Genomic DNA, 17,610 nt, shown 5'->3' on the forward strand with positions numbered 1-17,610 from the left:
CAGAGATTGAGGAATCATATGGAAATAAAGAAATTAGAAGCGGCGATCGAAGCGGTGCTTTTTACCATGGGAGAATCCGTGGAGCTGACGCAGATCGCCAGTGCGATCCAGCAGGACAAGGAGACAACGCGAAAACTTCTCAACAATATGATGGACCGTTATCAGGAGGAAGACAGAGGGATCCAGATCATCGAACTGGAGCAGTCCTATCAGATGTGCACCAAAAAAGAATACTACGAATGTCTGATCCGTCTTGCCCTGCATCCCAAGAAACCGGCACTGACAGATGTCATGCTGGAGACACTTTCTATTATCGCGTACAAACAGCCAGTCACAAAGGCAGAGATCGAGAAGATCCGCGGGGTAAAATGTGACCATGCGATCAACAAACTGGTAGAATATGAGCTTGTAAAAGAGCTTGGACGACTGGATGCGCCGGGACGACCGATCCTCCTTGGGACGACCGAAGAGTTCCTGCGCTGTTTTGGCGTACAGGGGCTGGAAGAACTTCCTGCTGTAGATCCGGTCCGTCTGGAAGATTTTAAGGCGGAAGCCGAGGAAGAAGTACAGCTTCGCCTGGATGTTTAGGAGGAAAACAAAATGCCGACGACCTATGCACATGACTTATTTGGTAAAAAAATTTATCACAAACTTCCGAAGGAGATGCAGATGGTCATTCAGAGAAATGTTAATCTGTACCGGATCGGACTTCACGGGCCGGATATCCTGTTTTATCACATGCTGAAACCAAAGGTATCCACAACAGGGATCCGCATGCATAAGGAAAAAGCGGCTCCTTTTTTTGAGAGGGGAATGGCGATCGTGCGGGAAACTCACGATGAGAAGCTTCTTGCCTATCTTCTTGGATTCGGATGCCACTATCTTCTGGACAGCGCCTGCCATCCCTATATCGAGGATATGGCAGCGAAGGAAGTGATCACGCATACCCTTCTTGAGAAAGAATTTGACCGGACATTGATGCTGGAAACTCATAAAAATCCATATCATTATTACCCGGCATGCGGTGTATTTCCGAGGATTACCTATGCCAGGGTGATCCACCGTGCGATCCCCAAAATAGCGACAGGAGATATCCTGAAATCTCTGAGGCGCATGAAGCTGATCACAAACTGTCTGGTTTATGATAACAAGGGCAGGCGTAAGAAATTTCTCACGGTGCTTTCGAGGCTTGCCGGCAAGAAGCTGTCTGATTCCATGCTGGAATATTTCATGGCGAAAGACCCGGTCCCGGGGAGCGCAGTTCCGGTCCATGCCCTGCACGGACTGTATGACAGGGAGATAAAGGAAGCACCGCAGTACCTTGAGGAATTATTCAGACTTTCAAAAGAAGACAGACCGCTGGGCGAGAGATGGTATAAGACTTATAACGGCTGACCGGCTTACTGGAACCGGAAGGAACAGAGACATATAATGAGGACAGGTCTGCATAAAATATCCTATAAAGAATAAGAGGTGGGATATGAAACGCAGATATAATATCATGGTCACGATTCTGGTCATAGCAGTTTTTTTGATAAATTCCACAGTCTGTGCTGCTTCCGGGGAAAGCAGTGCGCCCGGAAATCTTTATGCGCTTTCGGCAGTTCTGATGGATGGGGATTCGGGGCGTGTCCTGTATGAAAAAGAGGGCGAAACACCGAGAGCGAATGCAAGCACCACGAAAGTCCTGACCTGCATCCTTGCCCTGGAAAACGGTAAAGGCGATGATTATGTACAGGTTTCTTCCAATGCTGCCGCGCAGCCAGATGTACGGCTTGGTATTCAAAAAGGAGAGCAGTATTATCTGGAAGACCTTTTGTACTCTCTGATGCTGCAGAGCCACAACGATGCCGCGGTCGCGATCGCGGAACATATCGGAGGTTCTGTGGAAGGATTTGCAGCCATGATGAACCAGAAAGCGAAAGAGATCGGCTGTACGGACACACATTTTGTGACACCGAATGGGCTGGATGCGAAGGATGACGGGGGAAGTCATCATACAACAGCGCGGGACCTGGCACTTATCATGCGCTATGCCATACAGAATCCGATGTTCCTCAAGATCACCGAGACAAGGGACTATTCTTTTTCAGATATTGAGAAGAAGCGGACATTTTCTCTCCACAATGCGAATGCGTTCCTGGATATGAGAGAAGGCATCCTGTCAGGAAAAACCGGATACACAGGAGACGCGGGCTACTGTTATGTCTGTGCAGAGGAAAAAGACGGCAGGACTTTCATTGTTGCCCTTCTGGGAAGCGGCTGGCCGAACCACAAGACTTACAAATGGAAGGATACCGCAGCACTTCTTAATTACGGCGAAGAAAATTATAAATACCGCAGCTGGTGGAAAGACCCCGAGATTCCTCTGATCCAGGTCAAAAATGGATTCACGGGAGATCCTGTCGGCAGAAAGAAGATATATCTGCACGGTCTTCTCGATATCTCCGAAGAACAGAAAGAAACCTGCATGCTTCTTTCTGACAGGGAAAATGTGACCTGTCAGGTAAAAGTGCCGTCTTCGATCGAAGCTCCTGTAAGACGGGGAGATGAGATCGGGCAGGTGACATTCCGGCTGAATGGGGAATTGCTCTCTGCTTACCCGGTACTGGCAGAACAGTCTGTCGGGGAGAGAACCTTCACCCGGACCCTGGAATATGTTTCTGATAGATTTTTTCATTAAGGAAATGAAAGAGAGCAAAAAGTCTTTTCCGCGAGGAGAGGGCTTTTCTTTTTTTTGACCAAAATTTTTGCATTGACATAAAATAAATTTTGGGGTTAAAAATTTAACAAAAAAACCGAAATGTATTGAAAAAAACTTGAAAACAGGTTACAATTATAATCGGCTAAAATTTTGGTTATATTTTAAAATTTTATAAACATGGAGGGCAAAAGAGAATGAGTAATGCAACACAAAGCTTAGCGAGCACAAGAATCACTTCTTTGCTTGACGCCAACAGTTTTGTCGAAATCGGGAAAAGCGTAACAGCCAGATCTACAGATTTCAACATGACTGAGAAAAAAGCGCCTTCAGACGGTGTTATCACCGGATATGGTGTAATCGATGGAAATCTTGTCTATGTATACAGCCAGGATGCTTCCGTACTGAACGGAACTGTAGGCGAGATGCATGCAAAGAAGATCTCCGCATTATATGACCTTGCTATCAAGACAGGAGCACCTGTGATCGGTCTGGTAGACTGTGCAGGAATGCGTCTTCAGGAAGCAACAGATGCACTGGAAGCATTCGGTGGAATCTACTTTAAACAGACAATGGCATCCGGAATGATCCCGCAGATCACAGCAGTATTCGGTACCTGTGGCGGAGGAATGGCAGTTGTTCCGGCACTGACCGACTTCACATTCATCGAAGCCAAAAAAGGCAAAATGTTCGTAAACAGCCCGAACGCACTTGATGGAAACTGCACAGAGAAATGTGACACAGCAGCAGCTGATTACCAGAGCAAAGAGACTGGTCTTATTGATGCTGTAGAATCCGAAGAAGAGATCCTTGCTGAGATCCGTCAGCTGGTAAGCCTTCTTCCATCCAACTTCGAAGACAATGATTCTTTCGCAGAGTGCACAGATGATCTGAACCGTGCATGCGAGGATATCGCAGCATGCGCAGGAGACACCTCCATCGCACTTTCCAGAATCGCAGACAACGGAATCTTCTTCGAGACCAAGAGAGACTATGGTAAAGACGTTGTTACAGGACTCCTTCGTGTAAACGGAATGACTGTAGGTGCAGTAGCCAACAGAACAGAAGTTTATGATGCAGAAGGTGAGAAGACAGAAGAATTCGACGGCACTCTTTCCGCAAGAGGAGCAAGAAAAGCAGCCGGATTCGTAAAATTCTGTGACGCTTTTGATATCCCGGTACTGACTCTTACAAACGTAACCGGATTCAACGCAACTGTATGCAGCGAGAAAGTTATGGCTAAATCCATCGGAGAACTGGTTCATGCATTTGCATCCGCAACCGTTCCGAAGGTAAACGTCATCATCGGCAAAGCATACGGAACAGCTTATGTGGCAATGAACAGCAAATCTGTAGGTGCAGATATCGTTTATGCATGGGACAATGCAGAAATCGGAATGATGGATGCTTCCATGGCAGCAAAGATCATGTACCCGGGATCAGAAGCTTCTGTTATCAACGAGAAAGCTGCAGAGTACAGAGAACTGCAGTCCAGCGTAGAATCTGCCGCAGCAAGAGGATATGTAGATACTGTGATCGCTCCGGCTGACACACGTAAATACGTGATCGGAGCATTTGAGATGCTGTTCACAAAGAGAGAAGACCGTCCAGCTAAGAAACATGGCACAGTCTAAGCGAGGTGAGCATATGAATCAGATGTTAAAGAAAGCATCCACTACCTGCGCTGCTTTTGCCTGCGCCGCATCCCTGATGTTCTCTGGTGCAGCAGTTGTTTGGGCAGATGGTGAGATCGACGAAACCGTCAAAAACCAGATTGAAACTTATGCAGAAGGACTGACAGATGAGATCATCGGACTGTCTGATGATCAGATCGAGCAGTACATGGAGTCCGACGATGCGTTTACTTCAAGTGCAATGACAGCCTGGGACGGAACCAAAGACGCCCTGGGTGAGCTGAAGGAAACCGGTGATGTAGAGATCGAATATTCAGGTGATGAATATACAGCAGTTATTCCGGTTGAATTCGAAAAAGAAGACGCTGAATTTACTTATGTATTTGACAAGAACCTGACTCCTACTTCACTGGCAGTCGATATTCAGTATTCTTTTGGAACAACCATGAAGAATGCAGCACTTAACACTCTTATGGGAATCGGTACTGTATTCGTGATTCTGGCCATGCTGATCTTCCTGATCTCCCTGTTCAAATACATTCCGGGTTCAGGAGCACAGCAGGTTAAAAAGAAAAAAGAAGAAGCAGCAGCTCCGGCTCCTGCACCGGTTCCAGTGGCAGCAGCACCTGTTCAGGAAGAAACTGATAACTCAGAGCTGATCGCCGTGATCGCAGCAGCGATCGCAGCATCAGAGGGAACTACAACAGACGGATTTGTTGTACGCTCCATCCGTAAGATCAACCGCAAAAAAAGGTAATTGACAATTTTAGGAGGATTAAAAATGAAAAGCTATACAATCACCGTAAATGGAACAGCATATGAAGTTACTGTAGAAGAAACAGGAAGCGTAAGCGCACCGGCAGCAGCTCCAGTAGCAGCACCGAAGGCAGCACCAGCAGCAGCTCCTAAAGTAGCAGCACCGGCAGCAGGAGCAGGCGCAGTCAAAGTTACCGCTTCTGTACCAGGTAAAGTCCTCAAGATCGTAGCTTCCGCAGGACAGGCAGTAAAAGCAGGAGACAACATCGTGATCCTGGAATCCATGAAGATGGAGATCCCGGTTGTAGCTCCTCAGGATGGTACTGTAGCCAGCATCGACACATCCGAAGGCGCATCCGTAGAAAACGGAGATACTCTGGCTACAATGAACTAGGACGGGAGGTAATCAAATGTCTTATGTAACAGAAACCCTGTCCAACCTGATCCATCAGACAGCATTTTTTAACCTGACATGGGGAAACTATCTGATGATCGCGGTGGCGTGTGTATTCTTATTCCTTGCTATCAAAAAAGGTTTTGAGCCGCTTCTTCTGGTTCCGATCGCTTTTGGTATGCTCCTGGTAAATATCTACCCGGACATTATGGCAAATCCGGAAGACATGTCCAACGGTGTTGGTGGTCTTCTGCATTACTTCTATATCCTCGATGAGTGGAGTATCCTTCCGTCCCTGATCTTCATGGGCGTTGGTGCGATGACAGACTTCGGTCCGCTGATCGCCAATCCGAAGAGCTTCCTCCTCGGAGCAGCTGCACAGCTTGGTATCTATGTTGCATACTTCCTTGCGATCTTCCTTGGATTCAACGGAAAAGCAGCAGCAGCGATCTCCATCATCGGTGGAGCAGATGGTCCTACCTCCATTTTTCTTGCCGGAAAACTTGGACAGACCGCTTTAATGGGACCGATCGCGGTGGCGGCATATTCTTATATGTCACTGGTTCCGATCATTCAGCCGCCGATTATGAAACTCTGTACTACAGAAGCAGAACGTAAGATCAAAATGGATCAGCTTCGTCCGGTAACCAAGATCGAGAAGATCCTGTTCCCGATCGTTATCACGATCGTTGTCTGCTTACTTCTTCCTACAACAGCTCCGCTGGTAGGTATGCTGATGCTGGGTAACCTCTTCCGTGAGTCAGGCGTTGTTAAACAGCTTACTGAGACTGCTTCCAATGCCCTGATGTACATCGTAGTTATCCTGCTTGGTACATCTGTAGGTGCTTCTACAAGCGCAGAGGCATTCCTTAATGTTGATACTCTGAAAATCGTTGTTCTCGGTCTTGCAGCATTTGCATTCGGTACTTTCGGCGGATGTATGCTTGGTAAACTGATGTGCAAACTGTCCGGTGGAAAGATCAATCCGCTGATCGGATCCGCTGGTGTATCAGCCGTTCCTATGGCTGCCCGTGTATCCCAGAAAGTCGGCGCAGAAGCAGATCCTACAAACTTCCTGCTGATGCATGCAATGGGACCAAACGTAGCCGGTGTAATCGGAACAGCCGTTGCAGCCGGAACCTTCATGGCTATCTTCGGTGTTTGATCCCGCTGGGTCAGATGCGTTTAGCTGAATTAATAATATAAGGAGAAAACATAATGGCTGAATTAGAAAAAAAACCTGTAAAAATCGTGGAAACTGTTCTCCGTGATGCTCATCAGTCTCTGATCGCAACAAGACTTACCACAGAACAGATGCTCCCGATCGTAGATAAAATGGACAAAGTCGGCTACCACGCAGTAGAGTGCTGGGGTGGAGCTACTTTCGATGCTTCCCTTCGTTTCCTTAAAGAAGACCCATGGGAAAGACTTCGTAAATTACGTGACGGCTTCAAGAACACAAAACTTCAGATGCTGTTCCGTGGACAGAACATCCTTGGATATCGTCCATATGCAGATGACGTAGTAGAATACTTCGTACAGAAATCTGTAGCAAACGGAATCGACATCATCCGTATTTTTGACTGCCTCAACGATATGCGTAACCTTCAGACAGCAGTTAAAGCTGCCAACAAAGAAAAAGCACACGCACAGGTTGCTCTTTCCTACACATTAGGTGATGCATATACTCTTGAGTACTGGGTAAACATCGCAAAACACATCGAAGACATGGGTGCAGATTCCATCTGTATCAAAGATATGGCAGGTCTTCTGCTTCCATATAAAGCAACTGAGCTTGTCGGAGCACTCAAAGATGCTGTTAAGATCCCGATCGATCTTCATACACATTACACCTCTGGTGTTGCTTCCATGACATACCTCAAAGCAGTAGAAGCTGGTGTTGATATCATCGATACTGCAATGTCTCCGTTCGCTCTGGGAACTTCCCAGCCGGCAACAGAGGTTATGGTAGAGACCTTCAAAGGCACACCATATGATACAGGATTTGATCAGAAACTCCTTGCTGAGATCGCTGATTACTTCCGGCCGATCCGTGATGACGCTCTGGACAGCGGCCTTCTGAATCCGAAGAACCTTGGTGTAAACATCAAGACTCTTCTGTATCAGGTACCAGGCGGAATGCTTTCCAACCTGACATCACAGCTCAAAGAGCAGCACGCAGAAGACAAATTCTACGATGTTCTTGAGGAAGTTCCGAAGGTTCGTAAAGACCTCGGTGAGCCGCCGCTCGTAACTCCGTCTTCTCAGATCGTTGGTACACAGGCTGTATTCAACGTGCTCATGGGTGAGAGATACAAGATGGTCACAAAAGAAACAAAGGATATCCTGTTAGGAAAATACGGTGCAACCGTAAAACCATTCAACCAGGATGTACAGAAGAAGTGCATCGGAGATGCAAAACCGATCACCTGCCGTCCGGCAGACCTTCTCGACAATGAGCTGGACAAACTGGAAACAGAAATGTCCGCTTACAAAGAGCAGGATGAGGACGTTCTGTCCTACGCACTGTTCCCGCAGGTTGCTACTGACTTCTTCAAATACCGTCAGGCTCAGGAGAAAAAAGTAGACGAGAAAGCTGCAGACACAGAAAACGGAGCATATCCGGTATAAAAAATAAAAATCCCTGCTTTGGACAGCGTTCCAAATGAAGGAAAATAATCAGGCCCGCCAGATTTTTCTGACGGGCTTGCTTGCAAGAAAGGATTTCCATGAACAAAGTGATAATTGTCGGGGGCGGAGCTGCCGGTATGCTGTGCAGTATCATCGCCGCCAGAAACGGCTGTGAAGTTTTTTTATACGAAAAAAACGAAAAGCTGGGAAAGAAACTCTATATTACAGGAAAAGGAAGATGCAATGTTACAAATAACTGTGAGGTAGAAGATCTGCTCCGCGCAGTGATGACGAACAGCAAATTTCTGTACAGTGCATTTTATACTTTTAACAGCCAGGATATGATGGCCCTTCTTGAGGAGGCGGGCGTACCACTCAAGACAGAACGGGGAAACCGCGTTTTTCCACAATCTGACCGCTCTTCAGACATCATCCGCGGTCTGGAACGTCTTATGAAGAAATATGGCGTTCACGTAAGATTCAGAAGTGAAGTCAGAGAGATTCTGACAAAGGACGGGGCTGCGACAGGAATTTCCCTGGCAGACGGAGAAGTTCAGAATGCAGATGCAGTAGTCGTTGCGACAGGCGGCCTGTCTTATCCGACGACCGGTTCCACAGGAGACGGATATCGTTTTGCACGGGAGACCGGGCATCAGGTGACGGACTGTATCCCATCGCTTGTTCCGCTTAAGGTCAAAGAAGGTTATATTCTGAGGATGACAGGACTTTCACTCAAGAATGTAGAGCTTACAGTCAGACGCGGCAAAAAGATCCTTTATCGGGATTTTGGAGAGATGATGTTTACACATACCGGTGTTACCGGACCGCTGATCTTAAGTGCCAGTGCCAAACTTGGCAAATATCTTGCCAAAGGAGAAGAACTGAGCGCATTTATCGATCTTAAGCCGGCCCTCAGTCCGGAGCAGCTTGATGAGCGGATACTTCGAGAGTTTGAAAATGGCAAGAATAAGCAGTTTAAGAATGTGATAGGAGTCCTTTTCCCGTCATCACTTACACCGGTGATGCTTGAGATCGGTGGAATCCCGGGAGATAAGGTGATCCATGAGATATCCAGAGAAGAACGCCTTGCCTTTGGCACAGTCGTCAAGAATTTCCCGTTCACGATCACGGAGCCGGGAGAATTCAAGGAGGCGGTCATCACACAGGGCGGTGTTTCCGTCAAGGATATCAACCCGGGAAGCATGGAGTCCAAAAAAATCAAAAACCTGTATTTTACAGGTGAAGTTCTTGATCTTGACGCAGTAACAGGGGGCTACAATCTTCAGATCGCGTGGTCCACTGCATACCTTGCTGCTATAGATATAAGCGAAAAAGAGTAACTAGGAGGAAAACAAAATGGTACACAATATTGCAATTGACGGTCCGGCTGGAGCGGGCAAAAGTACAGTGGCCCAAAAAGTAGCAAAAGAACTTTCTTTTGTATACGTGGATACAGGAGCAATGTATCGCGCCATGGCACTTTATCTTCTCAGAAAGGGAGTAAACCGCGAGGAACCGGATGAGATCGGAGAGGCATGTCAGAATGCGGAGATTTCTATTGAGTATCAGAATGGAGAGCAGATCGTTCTTCTCGACGGAGAAAATGTAAATGCACATCTCCGCACAGAAGAAGTGAGTGCAATGGCGTCTGTAAGTTCTGCAGTGCCGCGTGTGAGAGAGAAGCTTCTTGATCTGCAGCGCAAGCTGGCCAGGACCATGAGCGTTGTCATGGACGGCAGAGATATCGGAACAACGATCCTGCCGGATGCAGATGTCAAGATCTATCTTACCGCAAGCTCGCTGACAAGGGCACGCCGCCGTTATCTTGAATATCAGGAAAAGGGTGAGGCTTGTGATCTTGCCGAGATCCAGAAAACGATCGAGGAGAGAGATCAGAGAGATATGACCAGAGAGATCTCGCCGCTCTGCCAGGCAGAGGATGCTGTTCTCGTGGATTCCTCAGAACTTACGATCGATGAGACTGTCGAGAAGATCCTTTCTGTCTATCACTCCAAAGTATCAGAAAAGGAATAAACGATATGAAGGTTAAAGTAGCAGAGACTGCAGGCTTCTGTTTCGGAGTCAAGCGGGCTGTCGACAAGGTCTATCAGCTGATCGAGGATGGAGTTTCTCCTATTTATACTCTGGGACCGATCATCCACAATGAAGAAGTTGTCTCTGATCTGGAATCAAGAGGCGTGCGTGTGATTGAAGTAGAGGATCTCGATCATATTAAGAGTGGTACCGTTGTGATCCGCTCTCACGGCGTGGGAAGAGAGATCTATGAGAAGCTTAAGGAGAATGGACTTGAATATGTAGATGTCACCTGCCCATTCGTACTCAAGATCCACCGGATCGTCGAGAAAGAAAGCCTTGCTGGGAAACAGATCTTCATTTTCGGAGATCCGAAGCATCCGGAGGTGCAGGGGATCTGCGGCTGGTGCCATGGCCCGTACAGAGTCCTCAAAAACAGAGAAGATGTCGAGAATATGATTCCGGAAGCAGATATGGAAGCATGCGTTGTATCACAGACGACATTTAATTACAACAAATTTAAAGAACTAGTTGAAATTCTCCGCGAAAAGAGGTATTATAATAATGTTTTAAATATTAGCAATATTTTAAACACTATTTGTAATGCTACTGAAGAACGGCAGAAAGAAGCAAAAAACATAGCCGGAGAGGTAGACACTATGCTTGTCATCGGTGGCAGACATAGTTCCAATACTCAAAAGCTGTTTGAAATATGCAAAGAGGAATGTGGAAATACTTACTATATACAAACACCTGTAGACTTGGATTCTGAAATGTTCCATCGCAGTAGTTGTGTAGGTATTACAGCAGGGGCGTCCACCCCAAAGAAAATTATTGAGGAGGTTCAAGAACATGTCAGAATTAAGTTTTGAACAGATGCTGGAGGATTCCGTAAAAACAATCAGAAATGGAGAGATCGTACAGGGTACTGTTATCGATGTCAAAGAGGATGAGATCATCCTGAATATCGGTTATAAAGCAGATGGTATCATCACAAAGAATGAATATTCCAACGATTCTTCCCTGGTACTCACCGATGCAGTCAAAGTTGGTGACACTATGGAAGCAAAAGTCCTGAAAGTGAACGATGGAGAGGGCCAGGTTATCCTGACATACAAACGTCTTGCTGCAGAGAAAGGCAACAAACGTCTGGAAGCTGCTTTTGAATCTCAGGAAGTACTGAAAGCTCCTGTAACACAGGTACTGGATGGCGGACTTTGCGTAAACGTTGAGGAAGCAAGAGTATTCATTCCTGCAAGCCTTGTATCCGATACTTATGAGAAAGATCTTTCCAAATATGCAGATCAGGAGATCGAATTCGTTATCACAGAATTCAACCCAAGAAGACGCCGTATCATCGGTAACCGTAAACAGCTTCTTCTTGCTGAGAAAGCAGAAAAACAGAAAGAACTTATGGAGAGAATCAACGTTGGTGATGTTGTTACAGGCGTTGTTAAGAACGTTACAGATTTCGGTGCATTCATCGATCTCGGTGGAGCAGACGGACTTCTTCATATCTCCGAAATGTCCTGGGGCAGAGTAGAGAACCCGAAGAAAGTATTCAACGTTGGTGACGAAGTTAAAGTTATGATCAAAGAGATCAACGGAGACAAGATCGCACTGTCCATGAAATTCCCGGAAGAGAATCCATGGCTTACAGCTGCTGAGAAATTCGCAGTAGGCAACGTTGTAACTGGTAAAGTTGCACGTATGACAGACTTTGGTGCATTCGTTGAACTGGCACCTGGAATCGATGCACTTCTTCATGTATCCCAGATTTCCAGAGAGCACGTTGCAAAACCATCTGATGTACTTTCCATCGGACAGGAAATCGAAGCAAAGGTTGTTGACTTCAACGGCGAAGACAAGAAGATCAGCCTTAGCATGAAAGCACTGGAAGCTCCTGCACAGGCAGAAGAAGAAACAGAGGCTTAATTAATTCCAAATAATATGAAATCCCGACAGATTTAAGGTCTGCCGGGATTTTTTTGCGTTATTTTCCGAGATTTTTGAGAAGACAGGGGAGAGAATGTGTCAGGTACTGCATCTGTTTCTGTCTGCTGTTGAGGAAACTTTCGTCGCAGCAGAACCAGGTGTAACAGGTCTGGGGCGTGGCTGCTGTCCGCAGGCTCTTGTCCACGTAGCGGCTGAGCGATTTGGGGATTGCCTGATCTTCTCCGGGGAGATATTCATAGTCCTTGTAATTCGGATAATACTGCCGGAGCTTTCCATCCCTGAGATGGAGGAGCAGTTTGGCTTCGGAATCATTAACGGTGAGATAGAATTCCTCTGTGACACAGGAAACGGGAACAGGGACCGGATGCTTTAGCGCCAGCGTGATCACAAGTTCTTCCTGGCCGTGCATACGGACAGCGGAAGGCTCATATTCGCCAAGATAGAGGAATTTGTAGCTCAGAAGCGTATAGACAGATCCAAGCCCGCATAAGTCTTCCTGATTGTGACCCAGAACCGTTTCCAGTGCGGAGGGGTCCTTCTTTTTTATATAGGAGCGGTACAATCGGATGCACTGACCGCCGTCACAGTGTATTCTGTGTATGGAAGGAAACAGATTTTCCAGGTCGGGCTGCTTCATTCGTGATAATTTAAACAAAGTCTGACACGATCTGAGCGACTGATAGAGATCAATCGACGGAAGCTCTCCAAAAGGGGAAGGAAGACCGCTCCTTCGACACCTTTCCTCGAGATAAGGCTGGTCAAAACGGTTTCCATTGTACTGGATCGTACAGGTTGCGCCCTGTATATAGCGGGTAAATTCCTCGATGATCAGAGATTCTTCTTCGGGAGATTCCGCGAGCCACTGTGTCAGGATCCATAGGTTTTGTTCATATCGTACGGCTCCGATCAGATAAACGAAGGTGGAATATCGGGACAGACCTGTAGTCTCAATATCGTAAAAAATAGGTGAAAATTCTGACAACTTTAATTCTGCACTCGACAAAAATTTAACAGTATCAGGCTCTGGAAACCCTTGTAAAATCGGCATTTTTTTAACAATCATGTTATATTTTTCCTTTCTTGATTGTATTTAATTATACACAATATTTTGTGAATTGGGTAGTGAATTTTTAGTGAAAAAGATGTATAGTATAGATAGCGGTTATTGTGAATGGAGTGCACAGTAACTAATCAAGATTTCTACTGCAGAGGGCATCGTCTGCAGCACCAGAAACAAAATAAACATGGGCGGTGGATACCAGCTCATGAAAAAGGAGGAAACGAATATATGGGAAAACTGACCTTTAAGGGCGGAATCCATCCTTACGAAGGTAAGGAACTGGCAAAGAATCATCCGATTGAGAAGTATCTCCCAAAAGGAGACATGGCTTACCTGATGTCTCAGCACATCGGAGCACCGTCTGTTCCATGTGTCAAAAAGGGTGACCAGGTTCTCGCAGGACAGAAGATCGCAGATGCAGGAGGATTTGTATCTGTACCTCTTCACGCATCTGTATCAGGTACTGTTAAGGGGATCGAGAAGCGCCTGAATGCGACAGGCGCCATGATCGATGCGATCATCGTGGAGAACGACCAACAGTATCAGGAAGTGGAGTTCACACCTGCGAAACTGGAAGATCTGACCAAAGAAGAAATCCTGAACCGTATCAAAGAAGGCGGAGTAGTAGGTATGGGTGGAGCCGGTTTCCCGACTCATGTCAAACTGGCACCGAAGGATCCTTCCAAGATCGAATACGTACTGGTAAACGGCGCGGAGTGCGAACCGTACATCACCAGTGACTACCGCAGAATGATGGAAGAACCGGAGAAAGTAGTCGAGGGACTTAAAGTGATCCTGAAACTCTTTGATTCTGCCAAAGGTTATATCTGTATCGAGGACAACAAACCGGACTGTATCGAGAAGATGCAGAAACTGGTCAAGGATATCCCGAGGATTGAAGTCAAAGAACTCATGACCAAATACCCACAGGGTGGTGAGCGTACCCTGATCTACGCGACAACAGGCAGAGAGATCAACTCCAAGATGCTCCCGGCAGATGTTGGATGCGTGGTAGACAACGTAGAGACTGTAGTTGCTGTATACAAGGCTGTTATCCAGGGCAGACCTGTCATGGATCGAGTTGTGACTGTAACAGGTGACGGCATCAAAGAGCCTAAGAACTTCAGTGTTTATACAGGAACCGATATGTCTGAACTGATCGATGCAGCAGGCGGACTGAAAGCCAAGATCGAGAAAATCATCTCCGGTGGTCCGATGATGGGATTCCCGTTATATGACCTTCATATCCCGTGCACCAAGACAACCTCTGCATTCCTTTTCCTGGAGCATGATGCAGTAGCTGAGGCACAGAAGATCCAGACGGCATGTATCAACTGTGGCCGTTGTGTAGGTGTCTGTCCCGGTCATGTTCTTCCGGCTCGTCTGGCTACGCTGGCTGAACGTGGTGATATGGCAGGTTTTGAAGCACTGGATGGTATGGAATGCTGTGAATGCGGATGCTGCAGTTATATCTGTCCGGCGAAGAGACCGCTGACCCAGAGTATCAAATCTATGCGTAAAATGGTTCTTGCCAGCCGTAAGAAGAAATAGGGGGAGGGAACAAAATGGAACAAATGTTAAATGTATCATCTAATCCTCATGTCAGGGACAAAATGACAACAAGCCGGATCATGCAGCTCGTTGCACTTGCGCTGCTTCCTACCACACTGTTTGGTATCTGGAACTTCGGCTTCCGTGCACTTCTTGTTGTACTCGTGACGGTTGCGTCCAGCGTCTTTTTTGAATGGCTGTATGACCGTCTTATGCATAAAAAGAACACAATCAATGATTTCAGTGCAGTTGTTACAGGACTTCTGCTTGCGCTCAACATGCCGCCGCAGATCCCGCTGTGGATGCCGGTACTCGGCAGTGCCTTTGCAATCATCGTTGTAAAACAGCTTTTCGGCGGTCTGGGACAGAACTTCATGAACCCGGCACTTGCTGCAAGATGTTTCCTGATGATCTCCTTTGCAGGCAAAATGACAGATTTCGCAGTGGACAAGCTGAGCGGATATCACTGTATTGATACTGTTACAGGAGCAACTGCTCTTGCAGAACTTAAGAACAGCGGATTCACAGCAGATTCCATCTCTGTAAAGAACCTGTTCATCGGTAATATTCACGGAACCATCGGTGAGACTTCTGCAATCGCGATCCTGATCGGTGCAGTGATCCTTCTTGCATTCAAAGTCATCGACCTCAAGATCCCGCTTACATATATCGGAAGTTTTGCAGTATTTGTAATCCTTTATATGCTTGGGACAGGCAAGGGATTTGATGTAAACTATCTTTTCAGCCATCTGTTCGGCGGCGGTCTGATGCTTGGTGCATGGTTCATGGCAACTGACTATGTAACGACCCCGATCACACCGAAGGGACAGTTACTTTACGGATGCTGTCTTGGTGTTGTCACAGCGATCTTCCGTCTCTTTGGCGGATCCGCAGAGGGTGTTTCCTATGCGATCATCTTCTGTAACCTTCTGGTACCGCTTATCGAGAAAGTGACCAAACCGGTTGCTTTTGGAAAAGGAGGTAAAAAAGCATGAGTATTGTAAAAGATACGATCGCGATTACAGCGATCACGCTTGTTGCCGGTCTTGCACTTGGCGTAGTCCAGGATATCACAGCAGGTCCTATCGCACAGCAGCAGGAGCAGTCCAAACAGGAAGCATACAAGGCTGTATTTGAAGATGCAGACAGCTTTGAAGTATATGATGTAGATGCTGATGCACTGGCAGCAAACCTTGCAGAGAATAATTTCAATGCACAGACGATCAACGAGATCATGGAAGCCAAGGATGCTTCCGGTGAGACGATCGGCTATGCACTCAACGTTACAGATTCTGAAGGATATGGCGGAGACATCCAGTTCACCATGGGAATTCAGAATGACGGAACCTTAAACGGAATCTCCATCCTGTCCATCAGCGAGACAGCCGGACTTGGTATGAAAGCCAAGAACCCGGATTTCCAGGATCAGTTTAAGGATAAGAACGTAGAGAAATTCGAGTATACCAAGACAGGTGCCACATCTGACGACCAGATCGATGCGATCAGTGGTGCCACAATTACTACAAATGCCATGACAAACGGTGTAAATGCCGGCCTTTGTGCATTTCGTTATGTGGAAGGAGGAGCAGAGTCATGAAAGCAAATACACCTGCTGAACGTCTTGTAAACGGTATTATCAAAGAAAACCCGACTTTTGTGCTGGTACTGGGTATGTGTCCTACACTGGCAGTTACCACATCCGCGATCAACGGTATCGGAATGGGACTTACCACAACAGTAGTCCTTGCAATGTCAAACCTTATGATCTCCCTTCTTAGGAAATTCATTCCGGATGGAGTTCGTATGCCGGCATTTATCGTTGTCGTTGCATCTTTCGTAACTATTGTACAGATGCTTTTACAGGGATTTATCCCAAGCCTGTATTCCGCACTTGGAATCTATATCCCTCTGATCGTTGTAAACTGTATCATCCTTGGCCGTGCAGAGGCATATGCTTCCAAGAATCCTCCAATCCCGTCATTATTTGATGGTATTGGTATGGGACTTGGATTTACCTTAAGTATCACCTGCATCGGTGCAGTCCGTGAACTTCTCGGTGCCGGACAGATCTTTGGACATCAGATACTTCCACTCGCAGCAGGCGGAAAGTTCGGATATGAGCCGATCACGATCTTTATCCTTGCACCTGGAGCATTCTTTGTTCTTGCAATGCTTGCAGCGCTCCAGAACAAATTCAAGATCGGTGCTGCCAAGAGAGGCATTGACCCGAGTGAAGGCTGCGGATGCTGCGCAGGCTGTGATACCTGCAACAACACAATGTGCAAAGGAGGCAAGGAAGCATGAAAGAATTATTACTGATCCTGGTAAGCTCTGCGATCGTCAACAACGTAGTCTTAAGCCAGTTCCTCGGACTCTGCCCGTTCTTCGGTGTATCCAAGAGAATCGAAACGGCAGCAGGAATGGGTGGTGCGATCATCTTCGTCATCACATTGTCTTCCTTTGTAACAGGTCTGATCTACAACTTCATCCTGGTACCGACACATATGGAATATTTACAGACGATCGTATTTATCCTTATCATCGCAGCACTTGTCCAGTTTGTTGAAATGTTCCTCAAGAAAGGTATGCCGGCACTGTATCAGTCACTCGGTGTATACCTTCCTCTGATCACAACAAACTGTGCAGTTCTTGGTGTTGCCCTGACAAACGTACAGAAAAGCTACAACATCCTTCAGGGAACTGTAAACGGATTTGCGACAGCAGTCGGATTTACAATCTCTATCACCCTGATGGCTGGTATCAGAGAAAAAATTGAATACAACGATGTTCCGGAATCTTTCCAGGGCTTCCCGAAAGTACTGCTTACAGCAGGTCTGATGGCGATCGCATTCTTCGGATTTTCCGGACTGCTTAAGTAACGAAGGAGGCGTAG

General features: G+C 46.7%; 18 protein-coding genes. 17 read left to right on the forward strand and 1 reads right to left on the reverse strand.

Annotated elements, in window-relative coordinates:
- The first annotated feature begins 18 nt into the window (after positions 1-18).
- The 12 genes from scpB (at position 19) to rpsA (ending at position 12,085) form a co-directional block, all read left to right on the forward strand.
- Entirely contained in the window at positions 19-588 is a 570-nt protein-coding gene (scpB, locus tag DWX28_RS01620) for an SMC-Scp complex subunit ScpB (protein ID WP_022213769.1), read from the forward strand.
- Positions 589-600: 12 nt separating this feature from the next.
- Positions 601-1,395 carry a zinc dependent phospholipase C family protein gene (locus DWX28_RS01625; protein ID WP_118251462.1) on the forward strand — a complete coding sequence of 265 codons (795 nt, stop codon included), beginning with the start codon at positions 601-603 and terminating at the stop codon, positions 1,393-1,395.
- Between the two features lie 85 nt (positions 1,396-1,480).
- Entirely contained in the window at positions 1,481-2,683 is a 1,203-nt protein-coding gene (locus tag DWX28_RS01630; protein WP_118251463.1) for a D-alanyl-D-alanine carboxypeptidase family protein, read from the forward strand.
- A 215-nt stretch (positions 2,684-2,898) separates the two neighbouring features.
- Positions 2,899-4,335 carry an acyl-CoA carboxylase subunit beta gene (locus DWX28_RS01635; protein WP_022213772.1) on the forward strand — a complete coding sequence of 479 codons (1,437 nt, stop codon included), beginning with the start codon at positions 2,899-2,901 and terminating at the stop codon, positions 4,333-4,335.
- A gap of 13 nt (positions 4,336-4,348) precedes the next feature.
- Entirely contained in the window at positions 4,349-5,092 is a 744-nt protein-coding gene (locus DWX28_RS01640; RefSeq protein WP_022213773.1) for an OadG family transporter subunit, read from the forward strand.
- 24 nt (positions 5,093-5,116) lie between these two features.
- Complete coding sequence (locus DWX28_RS01645) at positions 5,117-5,485, forward strand: biotin/lipoyl-binding carrier protein (protein WP_022213774.1); 369 nt, start codon at positions 5,117-5,119, stop codon at positions 5,483-5,485.
- Between the two features lie 16 nt (positions 5,486-5,501).
- On the forward strand, positions 5,502-6,650 hold the full coding sequence (locus DWX28_RS01650; protein ID WP_118251464.1) for a sodium ion-translocating decarboxylase subunit beta: 1,149 nt from the start codon (positions 5,502-5,504) through the stop codon (positions 6,648-6,650).
- Positions 6,651-6,703: 53 nt separating this feature from the next.
- A complete protein-coding gene (locus DWX28_RS01655) occupies positions 6,704-8,116 on the forward strand; it encodes an oxaloacetate decarboxylase subunit alpha (RefSeq protein ID WP_118251465.1) in 1,413 nt (470 codons plus the stop codon).
- 98 nt (positions 8,117-8,214) lie between these two features.
- Complete coding sequence (locus DWX28_RS01660) at positions 8,215-9,456, forward strand: NAD(P)/FAD-dependent oxidoreductase (RefSeq protein WP_118251466.1); 1,242 nt, start codon at positions 8,215-8,217, stop codon at positions 9,454-9,456.
- Positions 9,457-9,472: 16 nt separating this feature from the next.
- Positions 9,473-10,150 (forward strand): (d)CMP kinase, encoded by a 678-nt coding sequence (gene cmk, locus DWX28_RS01665; protein ID WP_022213778.1) that lies wholly within the window; start codon positions 9,473-9,475, stop codon positions 10,148-10,150.
- 5 nt (positions 10,151-10,155) lie between these two features.
- Complete coding sequence (gene ispH / locus DWX28_RS01670; RefSeq protein ID WP_118251467.1) at positions 10,156-11,022, forward strand: 4-hydroxy-3-methylbut-2-enyl diphosphate reductase; 867 nt, start codon at positions 10,156-10,158, stop codon at positions 11,020-11,022.
- On the forward strand, positions 11,003-12,085 hold the full coding sequence (gene rpsA / locus DWX28_RS01675) for a 30S ribosomal protein S1 (protein ID WP_118251468.1): 1,083 nt from the start codon (positions 11,003-11,005) through the stop codon (positions 12,083-12,085). Before ispH ends, rpsA begins: the two co-directional genes overlap by 20 nt.
- A gap of 58 nt (positions 12,086-12,143) precedes the next feature.
- Here rpsA and DWX28_RS01680 read toward each other — a convergent pair whose 3' ends face one another.
- Positions 12,144-13,169: a ribonuclease H-like domain-containing protein gene (locus DWX28_RS01680; protein ID WP_118251469.1), complete on the reverse strand. Its 1,026-nt coding sequence runs from the start codon at positions 13,167-13,169 to the stop codon at positions 12,144-12,146.
- A gap of 225 nt (positions 13,170-13,394) precedes the next feature.
- Here DWX28_RS01680 and rsxC point away from each other — a divergent pair, with 225 nt between their 5' ends.
- Genes rsxC through rsxA form a run of 5 tightly spaced genes read left to right on the forward strand, consistent with a single transcriptional unit; the run spans position 13,395 to position 17,596 of the window.
- Entirely contained in the window at positions 13,395-14,717 is a 1,323-nt protein-coding gene (gene rsxC, locus DWX28_RS01685) for an electron transport complex subunit RsxC (RefSeq protein ID WP_118251470.1), read from the forward strand.
- Positions 14,718-14,731: 14 nt separating this feature from the next.
- Positions 14,732-15,712: an RnfABCDGE type electron transport complex subunit D gene (locus DWX28_RS01690; protein WP_022215158.1), complete on the forward strand. Its 981-nt coding sequence runs from the start codon at positions 14,732-14,734 to the stop codon at positions 15,710-15,712.
- The gene (locus tag DWX28_RS01695; protein WP_118251471.1) at positions 15,709-16,314 is read left to right on the forward strand and encodes an RnfABCDGE type electron transport complex subunit G; all 606 of its coding nucleotides are present in this window, start codon (positions 15,709-15,711) and stop codon (positions 16,312-16,314) included. Before DWX28_RS01690 ends, DWX28_RS01695 begins: the two co-directional genes overlap by 4 nt.
- A complete protein-coding gene (gene rsxE / locus DWX28_RS01700) occupies positions 16,311-17,021 on the forward strand; it encodes an electron transport complex subunit RsxE (protein ID WP_022215160.1) in 711 nt (236 codons plus the stop codon). The genes DWX28_RS01695 and rsxE overlap by 4 nt, the downstream gene beginning before the upstream one ends.
- Complete coding sequence (gene rsxA / locus DWX28_RS01705) at positions 17,018-17,596, forward strand: electron transport complex subunit RsxA (protein ID WP_022215161.1); 579 nt, start codon at positions 17,018-17,020, stop codon at positions 17,594-17,596. The genes rsxE and rsxA overlap by 4 nt, the downstream gene beginning before the upstream one ends.
- Positions 17,597-17,610: the final 14 nt, after the last annotated feature.

The sequence above is a fragment of the Blautia sp. AF19-10LB genome (genome assembly GCF_003461245.1).
In the GTDB taxonomy this organism is placed as follows: Bacteria; Bacillota; Clostridia; order Lachnospirales; family Lachnospiraceae; genus Blautia_A; species Blautia_A intestinihominis.